Consider the following 16,194-nt stretch of genomic DNA (forward strand, 5'->3'; position numbering starts at 1 on the left):
ATACAACAAAATTGAATTCGATATATTTGTTTTTAAAGAACGATGAAAATGATTTTCCTTAAAAAGACAAAGATACCACAATTACTTTTTTCAATACTTGTTTTAAGCTCATGCGGCCAAAACAAAACAACAGCAACAGATACAACTCAGACAGTCGAAGATACCTTACCTAAAATGAAGCCGTTAGGAGCTGAACCGAAAGTTTCACAGGCTTATAAAAACTCGGTTGTTGGCAGAATAAATCACTTTTACAACAAAAATTGGCCAAATAATACCATGAATGGAAGCTTCTTAGTAGCCAAAAATGGACAGATTTTATTTGAAAAATATAATGGTTATGCCAATAAAAATGAGGGAACTGAAATTACTCCTGACACACCTGTACAAATTGCTTCTGTGAGCAAAGTGTTAACGGCTACAGCAGTTTTAAAATTGGTAAATGCTGGCAAAATTGACTTAGACCAAAAAGTAAATACTATTTTAAAGACTTTCCCTTACGAAGAATGCACCATTAGAATGTTATTGGATCACCGTACAGGAATGCGTAATTACGCTTACTTTACTGACCGCGATAAATCAATCTGGGACAGACATAACCAATTGACCAATAAAGATATTTTAGACATTCTGGCTACAAAAGATATTGGTTTGGAAGCTAAAACCGGAACACGTTTCAGCTACTGCAACACCAATTATGCAATGCTGGCCCTTATCATTGAAAAAATTACTGGTTTAAGCTACAAAGAAGCAATGTCAGAAATGATTTTCAAGCCGATTGGAATGAAAAATACCTACGTTTTTGATGATGATAAGGACAGAAAGAAAATTGTCCCATCTTATAAAGGTAATGGCGTAGAAATTGGTTTTGATTATCTAGACAATGTTTACGGAGATAAAAACATTTTCTCCACTGCTAGAGATCTTTTAAAATTTGATCGTGCCAGACAATCACCGGATTTCTTGAAACCTGAATTGTTAAAACAAGTCTACACTGGCTACAGCAACGAACGTAAAGGGACCAAAAATTATGGTCTTGGAATTAGAATGATTAATTGGGAAACAGGACAGAATTTCTATTTCCATAATGGCTGGTGGCACGGAAATACCTCATCTTACATTACTTTGATGAAAGAAAGAGTAACGATTATTGCATTATCTAATAAAATGACCAGAAATACTTATGCGGTTCGTAAACTAGCCCCGATTTTTGGAGATTATCCTTTTAATTTTAAAGACGAAGAGTAAAATTATAGTCGTAAAGCCGAAAGTCAAAAGTCGTAAAGTCTTAAAAACATTTGCCAATGCTGACTTTGGACTTTCGACTTTATGACTTTTTTTAATTTTTTTAGTAGAAAATAATTTCAAATAGTATAAATTTGCAAACTTATTTTTGGGGTCGACTGGTTTTGACAGCAAGTCGAATTGAACAGTAAGCACGTCGAGCATTGAGACCTTGCTCGTAAATATAAGATCTCGAACTTTTACACGGCGAAAATAATTACGCTTTAGCTGCATAATCCGAATCATAGTACGATTGCGCCACGTCTCTACAAGGTAGAGAAGCTGGATTCTCCTGGAAAGCCTTGGTTTGTGGCGTTCCGATCAGGGGAACCGTAAAAATAAACCTAGATTTCCATGAGCTTCGGGTGGATTTCGAAAATTAAGAAGATAAGTGTTGGGTGGTTGTTTCTGGCCTAGCTCAACATCGAAAATTCAATCAGGAAATAAGCGTGTAGAAAGCTCTTTAGTTGCTTGTTTGGACCCGGGTTCGATTCCCGGCGACTCCACAAAAAAAGCCTGTAAACTCTTTGTTTACAGGCTTTTTGTTTTTTGGCTGACAGTTTAAGTGTTAATGAATTTAAATTTGTCATACTGTAAACAAACTTTTGATCATTTCTTTTAAGCTAGAATGATAATCAGATTTAGAGCGAACTAAACTCTTTACATTGGAATTGACAGTCTCAATATCACCCTGTTTTACAGTAAAATAATAGTAGTCTATTTGAGGTTCTGTGATAAGGGATGACTTGTGATACGACAACTATTCCCCTAATTCTAACTGATTTTTCACGAGTTCATAGTATTTTCCTTTTTGAGTGATTAGTTGCTCATGTGTGCCAGTCTCTTCTATTTCCCCTCTATCAAGTACAATTATTTGATCAGCATTTTTCACAGTAGAAAGACGATGTGCTATAATGATCACCGTTTTTCCTTTGAAATGGTCAAGAATATTCTTCATTAATATTTTTTCATTTTTTGCATCAAGAGAACTTGTAGCTTCGTCAAAAAATATGTAGTCTGGATTTTTATAAATAGCACGAGCAACTAATATTCGTTGTTTTTGACCTGTGCTTAATTCAATCCCAGAATCTCCAATTTTAGTACGCTCCATTAATGGCAAATTCTGAACAAATTCATTAGCTAATGATAAATTTAATGCTGAATTTAGTTTATCTCTATCAACATTAGTGTCGGACATTGTTACATTATTGATTACCGTATCTGAAAAAATAAAACCACCCTGGAGCACTACCCCACAATGTTGTCTCCATATATCAGGATTTAACAATGATATATCATTACAACCAATACAAATAGAACCAGAGTTTGGATCGTATATTTTGAGTAATAGCTTGAGTAATGTTGATTTGCCACTACCACTTGCCCCAACGATCGCTGTAGTTTTCCCAAATTCTAACTTTGTTGATATATTTTGTAATACTCGTGTTTTTGTGTTTCCAAAATAAGAAAATGCAACGTTAGTAAGAATAATATCTCCTCTAAATTTATCTACTGTATTTTTATTGCCAAAGTTATTTTTATTAAAAATTTCTATTTCTGTATTAGTTGTATTTGAATCATTTAATCTTTCAAGGCTCAACTTCGCTTCTTGTGAGGACAGTAAGAAATCCAAAAGATTTTCAATTGGCGAATTCATTTGAGTTATTATAAAAATGATGCTCATTAGTCCTCCAATACTCAATTCTCCTTTTACTACTGCATATCCTCCTAAAAGTGAAATTAAAATATTTTTTGTTTGAGAAAAAAATAGACTTCCCATTAATTGCAATTGAGATGTTTTTAGGATTTCAATATTAGTTCTATATAATTTTTCTTGCAGTAAATTCCATTTATTAATTCGAAAAACATTACTATCAAATACTTTGATATCTAATACTCCTCCGATTGATTCGATGAGTGATGTTTGGCTTTCAGCTAATAATTCAAATCTAATATAGTCAAGATTTTTTTTTCGTTTTAAAAATGAAATGATCCAAATAATAGCAATTATTGAGCCGATACTAAATACTCCTAGAATGGGTAAATGTAGATGACCTAATATAAATATATATATTATTAATGAAAGAGCTGAAAGCAAAGAAGAAAAATAACCTGATGTAAGAAATGATTCTATTTTATCATGATCTGCTATTCTCTGAGTGATATCCCCTACTTTTCGAGAATCAAAAAATGATGCAGGTAATTTCATCAATCGTGAAATATATTCAGACAATAAACTCCGTATTATTTTGGAATTTAAAAATAGTAGTTGCCACCCTCGAAGAATTTTTGCAAATAAACTTAAAAGAATTATTCCAAATTGTGAAAGGATAACCAGATTGATTATATCCATATTTTTAGGAATTATTCCTGTATCAAATAATCTCTGGGTCAAAAAAGGAAAAATTAAGGCAACTATAGCCTCAAGTATTACACAAACAACAATAATGCTAATTTTTACTTTTTCTTCTTTGATGTATTTGTATAAGTTTATTAAACTACTATTGGTTGCTTGTATTTTTTGTGTTTGCCTGCAAAAATTCGAATATGGCTGTAGAATTAGTCCATAGCCTTTCTGCTCAGTATTATTTGTCCAATTTAATACAAACTTTGAATAGGATATGTTTACTAATCCTTTGGCTGGATCGGCAATTTTTACTCCTTTCACTGCTATATTTGTTAATTTTTGCGGAGGAATTACAACAAAATGATTCTGATTCCAATGTAATATGCAAGGCAAAGGAATTATTCCATCTTGAAGTTGTGCTAATTCCATTTTTACAACTTTAGAATTAAGACATAAGGTTTGCGCAATTTTTTTTAAGGATAAGAGATTTACCCCTAATTTATCTTTATTTGCAATTTGCTGCAACTGGTTTAATGAAATAAACCTACCATAATACTTACTAATCATTTGTAAACATGCTAACCCACAATCACTTGAATCTAACTGCCTAAATACTTTAAATTTATTTTTAAAATTTAAAAATGGGGTGCTCATATTTAGATATTTAAAAAAAAACATTAATATAAAAACAACTGATCAAAGTCTATTTAATTCATCTGTATTACTCCCTTTTTTATTTTTCCCACTCTCCACAGTAGTTTTTCCAAATTTATATAACATAGAAAGGCGAATTGTTCTAAGGTCAAAATTTTGAATAAAATTAGTGTTCATGTTTTCAAAATCGGTTTGAGTCTTATATATTTTACCATTTGTAATATCAAGAAAATTTAAACTTAAGGAAACTCTATTTTTTAATACTAACTGAGATAATGAGACATCAATATTATATGTTCTATCTAAGTTATAAAGCCCTTTAAACGTGGATGAAAGATAATTTAAAGAAATCTCACAACTTAGATTATTTAATTTTTGAATTTTAAAGGAATTTACTAATTGGATTTGGTAAGAAGTTAATTGTTTTTTTAATCGTGTGTTATAAACATTACTGTTGATTGAATGATTGAAAATACTGTTAGATGTAGCAATATTCCAAAACTTAGTTATTCCCTTATTGTAATAAAAGGATAAACCTAAAATGTTGTCGTTATCCATATTAAGTTTATTGTAAATAAAAGTTTGATTAGTATCATCCAGTTTTGGAATTTGAATAAATAAATCTGACGTGAATACACCAAATAACATTACTGAAAATGCTCTTTTTATGCTGGTGCTGATTTCCAAATTATGAGAAAATGAAGGCATTAACAACGGATTACCTTCTGCATAAATATATGGATTGGTATAGAATCTAAATGGATTTAAATCAGAAAAAGTAGGTCTATTAATTCTATAACTATATGAAGCTTTATATACAAAGTCATTTTGGGGAATTGAAAAAGAAAATGATGGAAAAATTTTAAAATATTGGTTCTCGATTCTCAAATTTTTCTCTTCTCCTTTATATCTAAAAGATTCACTTCGCAGTCCTACTTGAAACTCAATACCAGAACTATAAGCACGCCAATAATTCGAATAGACAGCGACGTTAGATTCTTTATAGCTAAAAATATTACTTCTTATGGTATCTACTATTCCAATTGAAGCTACTTTTTCATAATTTATATAACGTACATCATTATTCGTTTCGATTGTGCTTAACTTGCTTCCGAACGAAAATGAGGATTGGGTTGACAGCTTCATAACATAATCTAACTTACCAGAAATTATATTAATTTTTCTTGGTGTGAAACTTGCAAAATCATTGCTATCATATATCATAAAACTGTGCCCATCTATAAAGTCTGTTTTCGTTCTTGTGTCTTGTCGTTCTTGAAAATATGTATAGTCAATATCAAAAGAAAGTTCATCATTGCGTTTCCCAATTAGTTTTTTTGCAAAAGCATTTGTACTATGTGTTTGGTTAGTTGTTAAAACTTGATTGGTCGTATGCATAGAGGAGTCAATAGAATTGTTGCATTTTGAAATATCCGAGTGGCTAGTAAGCAACATGTCATCGTAAAAAAAACTGCCTGTAACTGATATTCCTACACTAAACTTTGGTATAAATGAGTATTCATAAACTACGCTGTAATTATTGTCACTTTTCAATCTAGTTCTGTCCATTTTTTGTTTCCAAAATATGTTGTTATCTGAGAGTCGATAATTATTCTCTAATAACTCGCCTCTATAATATTTTCCAGTAGAGCTATTTAGGTTAACCTGTAAATATGAAGCTTTGCTTCGATATGTTATATCTCCAAAAAAACCGAATTTTGATAAGCGTGTTTGGTCGAAGTTAACTTTCAATGTATATATAGTGCCTAAAGATTTTTCTTTTTTTAAATTAATATTTATGATACCTGCATTACCCTCGGCATCAAATTTGGAAGATGGTGTTGTTATGACTTCAACGTCTTCAATATTACTTACTGGAATTGATTTTAAATAAGAGATTAATTGTTCGCTACTCAGCTTATAAGGTTTTCCATTGATTTGGATTTGAGCTCCGGAAATTCCTCTTATGCTAATTTCTCCTAATGCATTCATGACAGTAAATGGTATTCTATTTAATAGTTCATCGGCTGTTAAGCTTTGTAAGTTAGAATTTCCTTGTGGGTTAAATATGATTCTATCTGATTTTCTTTTTATTAGTGATCGTTCTCCAATTACAGTAACACTATTAAGTTCTTCAGTTTTAATCAAAGCTTTACTACTTCCAATATTCAAACAACCATTATTATCTACTTTAATCAGTTTAGGAAAATCAAAAACGTTGGTTTGTGTTTCTGCAAGTATTTTATACACCCCTTGTGTTGTTATTTTAATAGAAAAGTTGCCAACAGAATCGGAAATACCATAATATTTAATAGAAGTATCATATGTATTGCTCGCGACAACTGTAACCCCATATATCATTGTGCTTTCAGATTTCAATTGTCCAGTTATTTGAAAATCTAGTTTGCCTTGGCAATATGAAATATTGATATTTACTATTAGTGATATTAGGAAATACAAAATACCTCTTTTCATATCTTCTTATGTTATAAATAGTCTTTGCTTAACAAAGTCTGTTTTTAAATTGTTTTTTTTTGGGGTCGATTGACACCAATAAACTGCCAAAAATTATGCTTACTCGAAAAACTATTTAAATAAAAAGTAAATCTATGATAGTGTTACACTTAAGGCTAGAATGTACTATTGTAATATTAATGCCCTCAAAAGAAAAACGGAAAGGTTTTATAATATAATAAATTGTTGTTTCCGCGATAATTTTGATCATAAGTACTTTTTTCTTTTTTGATTTTATCCACTATTCTGTAGAGAAAACAATAAGATATAATTAATTAACTTACTTTATGAAACGTACTATAGATAAAGTGCTATTTATTTAATAACTAATTCTAGAGAAATTGGCAATTGAAAACAAACTTCATTATAGTTTGTTTTTAGTTTATAAGAATATATATTTCCTACATTTTCATCCTCTATTTTTTTTTCATCAACTATTCTCCACCAATTTGATTTAAACTGCTCCGAAGTGAATGGCAATTCGGACATTGCATAATTTATCTTTTTATATAAGGATTCAAGATTTATAGGTAAATGGTGCATTTTGATACCAGTAGTATTACCTTCAATATGACTTATGGGAATTTCATCTACAGAATTATAACGAGAGCAATATAAGAGCGCGAGTTCTCTTAGAGCTGGGTTATATTTACCTATAGAAAGTACATCAACTCCAATATCCTGTATCTCTTGAGCAAAAGCTGGCGTTTCTTCCATCGTTAAGCCCTCTTTAACATCAAATTCATAGTATATTGCTAAATCTTCAGCATGCTTGACTTTTGGTAACACTTCCATTTTGTCCCAAGCTGCATCTTTTACCAACATAAAGTTTGATACTGCAATTGCAGTCCCAACATTTTGTAATGAAGGTTTATTCTTTTGGAGAAAATCAATAATATTCAGGGCTTCTTCTTTTGTTTCGGTAGGATAACCAACCATAAAATTCAACGAATTTGTGATACCATAATTCGATGACCATTGTAGTAAATCTTCAGCATACTTTAAGTCTGTGAACTTATTCATCTTACCTTGAATCCTATCTGTAACACTATCTAGCCCCCATATAAGCCTTTTACAACCTCCATCTTTTAATTTTTTAAAAGTTTCTTTTTTCCATGCTTTGTGTAATCTTCCAAAAATCATCCAATAAATTTCTACTTTCATCTCTTTCAAACAAACAGATAATTCTTCCCCAAATTTTGGAACAAGATCCTCATCAACGAAGTAGAAATGTTTTGCATTGTACTTTTCTGACAAAACTTTTAAATGATTGGCAGCAGATGAAGCATCTCCATATCTATAATCTCCATATGTTTTATAGTGATTGCAGTAGAAACATTTTGCATAACTACAACCAATAGTTAATTCAAATGGCAATAATCTTACAGGTGCTAAATAATCATCAAGAGGAAGATCTGAAAAGTCAGGACATAAATCTGAAAATTTATCTGGAGCTCTATATGTTCTTTTTTCTTTAACATCAAGAAGGTCACAGAATTTTGAAGCATTAGCATATGGGTAATACGCATCAAATATTTGAGAAAGTATAGCATGCTTAGGCAGTTCATTTTTCAAACGTGTTATCATTCCTCCTCCAGCAACCATTAACCCTCCCCATTTTTTTCTTAAATATTTTGCTAAAGTAAATCCTGGAATCAATTGCTCATCCATAGAAAAAGTAATTGCAATTGCATCAGGTTTGAATACTTCCAATTCAGATTGCAACCAGCTAGGAAATAATTTTATAAATGGATTCTCATTTTCATCTTCGCAAGCATGCAAAAGTTCATTGCTATTGCTAACTCCATATCTCATTCTAAATCTTGACACTCCTATATCGGTAAAACCGTAATTACTTGAAAAAAGTTCCAAGGCTTCTTCAAAAATTTTTAAAGCAAATTTATAATTTCCAAAATCGTAGAATTTTTGCCCGTTAAATATTTCTAATGCAAGATCGACGTTATCAATTATATATTGTGAACGAATCAAAGCAGAAGATTTTCGCGCAAATAATACAAGTTCCTCTTGGGAAAAATCGGATTTTTGTTTAAAAAGCTCTATGTCCTTTTCGATTTTTTTTTGTGAATCAGTCAGCGTTGCTTTGTTTAATACATGTAAATAAAACTTCAAATTCAAATCAATAATTTTACAATTATGTCCACGTCTAACGAGTTCTTGCTTTACTAATGGTAGAGCAAGGTGTGGCATGAACGAACGAACTTGTGGCGGGTAGATTAGTAATATGTTCATAAAATTTCATTTTTAAATAGATTAAAAAGCCAACTGTCTCCAAATAATTCATCGTAAACAGTTTTATCTGCCTTGTGCAGTTTTTCTAATTCTGATTTGTATTTATCAATAAAGTCAATTGCGCTTATATTGTTATCTTGCGTAGATTCTAGATAATTCAACCAAGACAAAATATAAAGTTCGGCTTTACATAATGTCTTTTCAATGATATCACTTGTAATTTCAAATGATAAACGAGTGCCTATAAAATTTTCCGTATTATCATCTCTATATATTGGCTTTTCTTTTATTAAGTCATTGTCTTGAATATCATTAAATAGATTTTCAGGTAATTGATTTGGTGTTTTATATCCAAGGATGACGCTAAAAGTTTTTGCATCTAGTTTCAAATTCAAATTCATGGAAAGGACTGGAATGTTTTTCTTTTTTGGAAATGCCAAACATGCAACTATATTTGAAGCATATTTAAAAGAACCTTGAAGAACGAACCAATTAAAATTGGCTTTATGAGATTCCCATTTGTAAAAATTGTAGGCTACTGGAAAATATTTATTCTCAGAATTGACCAATTTTCCGTCATTTAGATAACGTTTTTGAGTAAACTCCAATTCTTTTAATCTTTTTGTTAGCTTTTGTTCATACAATGAAATAGAACTTTTAATGAAACTATCAGCTAATTTTTGTGTCATTTCTATATTTTCTTTTGCATCCATACCATACTAATCTCCTGTCCTTTAATTATGCCAATGTTTTGAAAAAAACCACACTCAACAAACCCTTTTTTTTTATGAAATTCAATGCTTGGTTTATTTAAAGAAGAGATATTAACTATTATTTCTTTAAATCCTTTTTCTTTTAATTCTACAAAAAGGTGATTTAAAATTTTAGTTCCCATTCCTTTTCTTAAATAAGCAGGATTTAAAAAATATGTCAATTTTATTGACTTATTAAAAATCTTTTCTTCGCGAAAAGGATATGCGATACCAAAACCTATAACTACCTGATCTTTCAATGCTACATATCCTGCATATTTGATTCCCTGATTTGTTAATTGAATGGCTTCACTATCTTTCATTAACTCATCAGAGAATGTAAAGAGCGTTTTTTGTACATAAACGTTATATATTCTCAGTATGTCTTTGTAATCCGAAGATTTTATTTTTACAATTTTCATGAAAAACTACCTCAATTAAAAAAACTATTTATCCATATCTCCAGGTTGTTGACCTAAAAATCCCCTATTATCAATCGTTGTTGAAGAAACCTTGGTCGTTCCACTACCTCCAATTAATAATTCTGCTTCCGCTTCTTCGATTTCTGAAAAGCTAAAAAATCCAGAATCTGTATTTATTCCGTTTGGTTCCAATATACCAACATGAGAAGTTCCATTTTTTATTGACAATTCTGCTTCTTTGTTGAATATTGCACTTGTATGAATTCCTAAATCAGGAACACTAATTTTGCCATTACTAATCTTGGCGTTGAATGTTGCTTTATCCATTTTCCTAATATTTTAATTGATTTAAAAATGTTTATTTTTTTGTTATATTAATTTGAGGTAGTTTCTATTTTAAATTTATGTTGTAAAATGACAACAAATACTCATTAGTTTATCTCTTTGTTAATGTAGCATTAGTTTTCCATACAACATAAAAATAAGATAAATCTTACACAAACTTAAAGAGTTAAAGAGAAAAAAAATTACCTTTTTGCGACAGTTTTGTTGACAATTTCCGACAGTTGTTACAAAATAATGTGATTGTACTGCTGTCTAATAGCCGTAGGGGTATTTTGTAGTATCGTTTTTATATATCTGTTAAACGTACTTACTTCTTCAAATCCTAATTCCTCTGCTATTTGATGAAAAGGAGTTAACTTTTTACTTATAATGACAAAAACAACTTTTAATAGTAAATGGTAGCGAACAATAGTAATAGGGCTGGCTGAATAAACCGTATTGCAGACCCTTTGTAGTGTTTTATCTGTTATGCTAAGTTCCTTAAGCAGGCTTTGTAACGTTAGTTTATGAGTAATTGTAGTTTTGTTTAGTATTTGTAAAAACTCTTCGGCAATTTTAATGTATTGTAATGACGGATAGCTTTCATTATTTATAAGAAACACCAATTCGGAAACAAATCTATTTGATTCAATTTTTGATTTTAGCTCTATAAATGACAAATTGAATTTTATTGATTTATCCTTTTTATAATATAAGCTGAAAAGAATCGATTTTTCAATGTCGTTAATTTGACAAATTGGTATTATAATACAATAGAATTGCTTTATTGTGTTTGGTAAATAAAGTAAATGTTTTACTGGTATATAATACAATTTGTTAGTTGTTACCTCGTAAGTTGTAAAGTCTATATATATAGATTCGCTTAGGTTACTATCAAAAAACAATAATCTATGGTCATTCGTTACAGAGCCCCCGATATAATTTGCAGGATTAGATAAGAGGGTGGTTACCGCTACTTCTTGGTGGCTATGCTTACTTAGTTTTTGGAATAGTTCAATCATATATTTTTGTTTATACAGTTAATTATACTACGCTTTTTTGCGGTTTTTGGTTGAGTAGCGAAAAACATCGAAAATTATTTCTCTCAGAAAAAGAATAGATAATTATTTCTTTCTCCTTATTCTGAAAAAATATTCTATGCTTATTCAGATTTTAATGATATACTATTACTATCGCTATCATCAATCCATCAGAATATTTTACCAATAACGTAGATTTAACTTGTAAACAAAGTCTTTGAGATAGAGTTGCAATTTTCACATTTATCTTATGATAATTCGGAGGTTTCCCTAAAGATTGCTGTTCCCAATAATTATATAGTTATATGAATCCTTTTTTAAAGTCCGCTTGTGGTTTGTTTAGTAAACTTTTAGGTTATTAGGGTCTCTATTAATTGTTACATATTATCATACTAGGCACTTTGTTAATCTCTAAAAACAATACTGGATTGAGAAATTAATTCTTTTTCTGCTTCCTTAATTTCTTGCGATGTATGATATCATGAAAAAATTTGCTTTAAAATAGCGGAAAAATTTTGAATTTTGTCCTGTTTGGAAATCTTCTAGAGGTGCCTATTCTGTCATTCCTATTTTTCTTGTTTTATATAGAATAGAAGCGATGATTAAAAATGTCTAGCCATCTCAATCATATTTGCAAAACAATCAAATATAAGAAATTACATCTAAATAAAATATTTTTTATAAAAATTTAACATTTTTTTTCCTTCAAATACAATTAATTAACTCAAGTATCATGATGAATAATTTTACCCATCGTCCAAAACATAAACGTTTTAAAAAGCCCAACTTTCTAGAATAAGAATTCTTATCATTTCAGATTAACCATATAATAAGATGTAAATTCTCTAATGGAAAACTTCATTAATCTTACTAAAAGTCAAATTTGAACCTTCTAACTTTCAAAATTTTCTAGAATATTCCTGATATTTTTATAGAATCAATGTTTCCTTATCGCTTTTAGGTTCATTAAGGTTAAAAGTGTATTTCATTCAGTTGACAATAATGTTATAATTAGTTATAATTAGTTATAATTAGTTATAATTAGTTATAATTAGTTATAATTAGTTATAATTAGTTATAATTAGTTATAAAAACTCAATATTAACAAATATAACAATTCCCATAAAACAGGGCGTTTTTACTGAAAATCACTTATCAACAACCAAATGAAATACAACTAGCTCAATACCCAGCGACTCCACAAAAAGGCGGAAAAACAATATGTTTTTCCGCCTTTTTTTATAACTTACTATCGTGTTAGATGAAAATTTGACAAAACTCTAAAAAAATTATATAAAACAGCAAGTGCCCCAAGGCTGTAATTTTAGAATAATCTAATTGAAGAATTAGATATGATTATTCATTTTTTAAAACTGATTAACATGAGATCTGAAAATTACACATCTGAAGAATCTGCAATTGAAGCAAATTCTTATGAGCAACAGCTACTTCTAAACTATGACGATTATCTAGCAGGTGACTATACTGATAAGCTCACAGCTTCTAATCACTACAATCTAGAGCTTGGAGAATTGGAAGAAAATCTTGAATACGATTTTGAATCGGAGTATGATGAAAATGACTGGGAAGAAGAAGACTTAAATGAAAAACCTGAAGGGGAATATGATGAGAATGAAGAAAAACCAGGAAGTTTTGAAATGTTAAGCTAAAAAAAATTGCCATGAAAAATTTGTCTGTACTTCTAATTTCAATTTTCTTTTTTTCATGCCAGCAAAAGGAAAACAATAAAACTGCTCCTGACTCGCTGGCGCCTGTTGTTCAAAAAGAAAGAAAGCAAGAGAATACACAAGCAGGCGACACTATTGTTATGAATTTTAAAAATAAAGAAAATGTGTTTTTAGCTGAGAGCCATTTAGATTCTCTAAATTCAAAAGTTTATGTTCAATTCAAAAATGAAGATTTAGGTAAACTAAATGCTCAAATAATTCTAGATGCAGGAAAAGGAAACATCCGTTTTAATCAAATTATTTTTCCTGATAAAACTGCAGACGGCCCTTTCGGAATGGATTTGAAAATTCCGCTTCAACAAAAAGGAACTCACGTTTTAATAATTGGACATTCTTTAATGGCCGATAATCCTTATTACGGCAATTTTAAAGTACAGTTAGATATTAAAAAAGAATAAAGCGCCAGAAAATTACGCTTTAATTCTCTTTTTATTTCTTGCCCAATACGTAAGATATGCAATCCCTAGAATTAACACCAGTATATCGAACCTAATAATTTGCGGTATACGGTCAATTTGATCGTTATAGTAAGTTCCTCCTAAAAGAGCGCCTAAACCGATTCCCAGTTCCATCGAAATATACATAGTGGCCACAGCTTTTCCTCTATGTTCAGGATTGCTCATATCTATGGTCCATGCGCTAATTGCTGGCGATAAAATACCCGTACCGATTCCGTAAATTCCAGCTCCGATTAACAACATCTGAATGTCTCTTCCTGCACTTATTACAAAAAGAGCAATCGACGTTATGATTAATCCCGCCATGATAACTTTTGGTCTTCCATGTCTATCAGAAACTTTTCCTGCACCAAAACGTACCATAACCGAAGCCACCGTGAAAGCTGTAAAAAATAATCCTTTATTTGTTGCGCCTAAATGTTCGCTCCAATCTGGAATTAAAGTTAAAATAAGTCCAAATGCGGTGTACGAAAGAAAAGTGATAATTCCTGCTGGAAACACATTTCTATCTACAATATCATTTTTTCCTATAATGAACATTGTCCAGTTCAATTTTTCTTTTGCAGCGAGAGTTTCCTTCATATTCATTACAATAATAATTGAAAAGAAGGCTAAAAATGACGAAGTGTAAAACATCACATTGATTCCGTACGAATTCACAATCATACTTCCTAGCGCTGGTCCTAATGCTCCACCAATGCTAAAACATAATCCGTGCATTCCGAGCGCTTCTCCCCATCTGTGCTGCGGAATAATATCTGCCACATAAGCCGAAGTTGATGTAGGTTTAAATCCTGTTGAAAAACCGTGAACCAAACGCAGCAATAAAAATCCTGAAACAGAACTCAAAATTGGATACAAAAAACCGCATACCACACAAACCGAAGAACCTATTGCCATAACAGGAACGCGTCCCCATTTATCGGTAAGCTTACCGCTAAACGGGCGCGAAATTGCAGCCGTCAATGTAAATAATGAAATGATAAGCCCTTTGTATTCTGCTCCTCCTAGACTGCTTAAGTAATTTGGAAGTTCAGGTATCATCATATTAAAACTTGATGAAAATAATAAGGAACTTAAACAAAGTAAAATGAATTGTAAAGTATAAATTGATTTTTCGTTTTGTGACATTATTGGATTTTTATATAACTAAAGGCTGATAGAAAATTATGATTCTTTAAAATAATTCCAGCTGATTGTTTGGGTTTATAGGTTTCTTTTTAGGAGGTTTTGCATCTCCAAAAACGGTTCTTCCGCCATACTTGTGGGATTCTTCTCTTTCTCTTTGAATTAAAGCATCAAAATTAGAATTTGGAATAAAACTTTCTTCTGCTTTTCTTGAAATTTCAGATAGTTTTTGAATGGCGCTTAGTTTATCGCTATTCCCGATTTTAGCACGATTAATAGCTCTTTGCAGCGTATCGATAGTTTCATCGTAGATTTTAACGGGAACGGGAAACGGATGTCCATCTTTTCCGCCATGAGCAAATGAAAAACGGGCTGGATCTTCAAAACGTGTTGGAGTTCCATAAATAATTTCGCTTACCAAAGCTAAAGACTGCAAAGCTCTTGGCCCCATTCCTTTTAAAAGCAATAATTCTTCAAAATCTTCTGGTTTATTTTCGTGAGTAGCCCAAAGCATTGCTCCCAATCTTTTCATATTTACATCTTCCATTCTCACATCATGATGCGCGGGCATAGAAAGATGTTGCATTTCTTTTATAATTTTTACTGGCGATTCTTTTACCAATTCTAAAATACCTTCTCGAGATTTTGTTGCGGCATTGGCTGTAAGATTTAAAATCGAACCCTGATTTTCGCCATAAATAAAAGTGTGCGGTTCATTTATAAATGACTTTAAATCTTGCGAATGCCAATGATATCTTCTGGCTGTCCGCGAATTCGGATTCATTCCCTGCTGGATAACGGCCCATTGTCCTTTATTGTCGACAATAAAATTATGCTGATACAATTGAAATCCGTCTTGAATGGCGGTATTGTCAACTTTTGCGGTAAGTCGGCTGCAGCTGGCAAGATTAATTCCGTCAAGCCCTGTTTTTTCGCCAACGAATAAAAGTTCCTTCGGCGTTGCCATAGAATGTTTGCCTTTTCCTCCGCAGATATAAATTCCGAGTTCTTTTGAATGCGGATTAACCGATTTTTTTAATGCTCCAAGCACCGAAGTTGTAATTCCAGACGAGTGCCAATCCATTCCCATAACAGCACCAAAACTCTGAAACCAAAACGGATTGCTTAATTTACTTATAACCTCAGCAGTCGAAAATTCCATTGCAATCGTTTCTACAATGGCAAGACCAAGTTTAGACATTCGCTCAGCAAGCCATAATGGAACATGTCCATAATGTAAAGGAAGATCTGCTGTACCGGAACGTTTCATTTGCTG

General features: G+C 31.1%; 12 protein-coding genes and 1 other RNA gene. 4 read left to right on the forward strand and 9 right to left on the reverse strand.

The annotated features are described in order from the left end of the window. Positions 1-42: 42 nt before the first annotated feature. Together RB618_RS12625 and ssrA are read left to right on the forward strand one after the other, a co-directional pair. Positions 43-1,245, forward strand: a complete 1,203-nt coding sequence (locus RB618_RS12625) for a serine hydrolase domain-containing protein (RefSeq protein WP_308069046.1) — start codon at positions 43-45, stop codon at positions 1,243-1,245. A gap of 147 nt (positions 1,246-1,392) precedes the next feature. Continuing rightward, positions 1,393-1,790: a transfer-messenger RNA gene (ssrA, locus tag RB618_RS12630) on the forward strand. 251 nt (positions 1,791-2,041) lie between these two features. Here the strand turns inward: ssrA and RB618_RS12635 are convergent. The 7 genes from RB618_RS12635 to RB618_RS12665 form a co-directional block, all read right to left on the reverse strand. Continuing rightward, positions 2,042-4,282 carry a peptidase domain-containing ABC transporter gene (locus RB618_RS12635; RefSeq protein WP_308069047.1) on the reverse strand — a complete coding sequence of 747 codons (2,241 nt, stop codon included), beginning with the start codon at positions 4,280-4,282 and terminating at the stop codon, positions 2,042-2,044. Positions 4,283-4,324: 42 nt separating this feature from the next. Further along, entirely contained in the window at positions 4,325-6,757 is a 2,433-nt protein-coding gene (locus tag RB618_RS12640; protein ID WP_308069048.1) for an outer membrane beta-barrel family protein, read from the reverse strand. A gap of 354 nt (positions 6,758-7,111) precedes the next feature. Then, a complete protein-coding gene (locus RB618_RS12645; protein WP_308069049.1) occupies positions 7,112-9,046 on the reverse strand; it encodes a radical SAM protein in 1,935 nt (644 codons plus the stop codon). After that, complete coding sequence (locus RB618_RS12650; RefSeq protein ID WP_308069050.1) at positions 9,043-9,759, reverse strand: hypothetical protein; 717 nt, start codon at positions 9,757-9,759, stop codon at positions 9,043-9,045. Before RB618_RS12650 ends, RB618_RS12645 begins: the two co-directional genes overlap by 4 nt. Then, entirely contained in the window at positions 9,738-10,220 is a 483-nt protein-coding gene (locus tag RB618_RS12655; protein ID WP_308069051.1) for an N-acetyltransferase family protein, read from the reverse strand. The genes RB618_RS12650 and RB618_RS12655 overlap by 22 nt, the downstream gene beginning before the upstream one ends. A gap of 24 nt (positions 10,221-10,244) precedes the next feature. Beyond that, positions 10,245-10,547, reverse strand: coding sequence for a hypothetical protein (locus tag RB618_RS12660; protein ID WP_308069052.1), 303 nt, complete (start codon positions 10,545-10,547; stop codon positions 10,245-10,247). A 242-nt stretch (positions 10,548-10,789) separates the two neighbouring features. Continuing rightward, positions 10,790-11,566 carry a helix-turn-helix domain-containing protein gene (locus RB618_RS12665; protein ID WP_308069053.1) on the reverse strand — a complete coding sequence of 259 codons (777 nt, stop codon included), beginning with the start codon at positions 11,564-11,566 and terminating at the stop codon, positions 10,790-10,792. Positions 11,567-12,966: 1,400 nt separating this feature from the next. On the opposite strand from RB618_RS12665, the gene RB618_RS12670 reads away from it, so the two are divergent. Both RB618_RS12670 and RB618_RS12675 read left to right on the forward strand, forming a co-directional pair. Beyond that, positions 12,967-13,254: a hypothetical protein gene (locus RB618_RS12670; protein WP_308069054.1), complete on the forward strand. Its 288-nt coding sequence runs from the start codon at positions 12,967-12,969 to the stop codon at positions 13,252-13,254. An 11-nt stretch (positions 13,255-13,265) separates the two neighbouring features. Continuing rightward, positions 13,266-13,730 carry a hypothetical protein gene (locus RB618_RS12675; RefSeq protein WP_308069055.1) on the forward strand — a complete coding sequence of 155 codons (465 nt, stop codon included), beginning with the start codon at positions 13,266-13,268 and terminating at the stop codon, positions 13,728-13,730. Positions 13,731-13,742: 12 nt separating this feature from the next. Here the strand turns inward: RB618_RS12675 and RB618_RS12680 are convergent, their stop codons facing one another. Continuing rightward, complete coding sequence (locus tag RB618_RS12680; RefSeq protein ID WP_308069056.1) at positions 13,743-14,921, reverse strand: MFS transporter; 1,179 nt, start codon at positions 14,919-14,921, stop codon at positions 13,743-13,745. A gap of 46 nt (positions 14,922-14,967) precedes the next feature. Continuing rightward, positions 14,968-16,188, reverse strand: a complete 1,221-nt coding sequence (locus tag RB618_RS12685; RefSeq protein WP_308069057.1) for a DUF763 domain-containing protein — start codon at positions 16,186-16,188, stop codon at positions 14,968-14,970. Positions 16,189-16,194: the final 6 nt, after the last annotated feature.

This window comes from Flavobacterium sp. LHD-85 (genome assembly GCF_030929595.1).
GTDB lineage: Bacteria > Bacteroidota > Bacteroidia > Flavobacteriales > Flavobacteriaceae > Flavobacterium.

Bases quoted from the DNA above. Each gene is read 5' to 3' on its own strand.
- RB618_RS12640 (WP_308069048.1), bottom strand. From the start codon at position 6,757: ATGAAAAGAGGTATTTTGTATTTCCTAATATCACTAATAGTAAATATC.
- RB618_RS12670 (WP_308069054.1), top strand. From the start codon at position 12,967: ATGAGATCTGAAAATTACACATCTGAAGAATCTGCAATTGAAGCAAAT.
- RB618_RS12655 (WP_308069051.1), bottom strand. From the start codon at position 10,220: ATGAAAATTGTAAAAATAAAATCTTCGGATTACAAAGACATACTGAGA.
- RB618_RS12675 (WP_308069055.1), top strand. From the start codon at position 13,266: ATGAAAAATTTGTCTGTACTTCTAATTTCAATTTTCTTTTTTTCATGC.
- RB618_RS12635 (WP_308069047.1), bottom strand. From the start codon at position 4,282: ATGAGCACCCCATTTTTAAATTTTAAAAATAAATTTAAAGTATTTAGG.
- RB618_RS12650 (WP_308069050.1), bottom strand. From the start codon at position 9,759: ATGGATGCAAAAGAAAATATAGAAATGACACAAAAATTAGCTGATAGT.
- RB618_RS12680 (WP_308069056.1), bottom strand. From the start codon at position 14,921: ATGTCACAAAACGAAAAATCAATTTATACTTTACAATTCATTTTACTT.
- RB618_RS12625 (WP_308069046.1), top strand. From the start codon at position 43: ATGAAAATGATTTTCCTTAAAAAGACAAAGATACCACAATTACTTTTT.
- RB618_RS12645 (WP_308069049.1), bottom strand. From the start codon at position 9,046: ATGAACATATTACTAATCTACCCGCCACAAGTTCGTTCGTTCATGCCA.
- RB618_RS12665 (WP_308069053.1), bottom strand. From the start codon at position 11,566: ATGATTGAACTATTCCAAAAACTAAGTAAGCATAGCCACCAAGAAGTA.
- RB618_RS12660 (WP_308069052.1), bottom strand. From the start codon at position 10,547: ATGGATAAAGCAACATTCAACGCCAAGATTAGTAATGGCAAAATTAGT.
- RB618_RS12685 (WP_308069057.1), bottom strand. From the start codon at position 16,188: ATGAAACGTTCCGGTACAGCAGATCTTCCTTTACATTATGGACATGTT.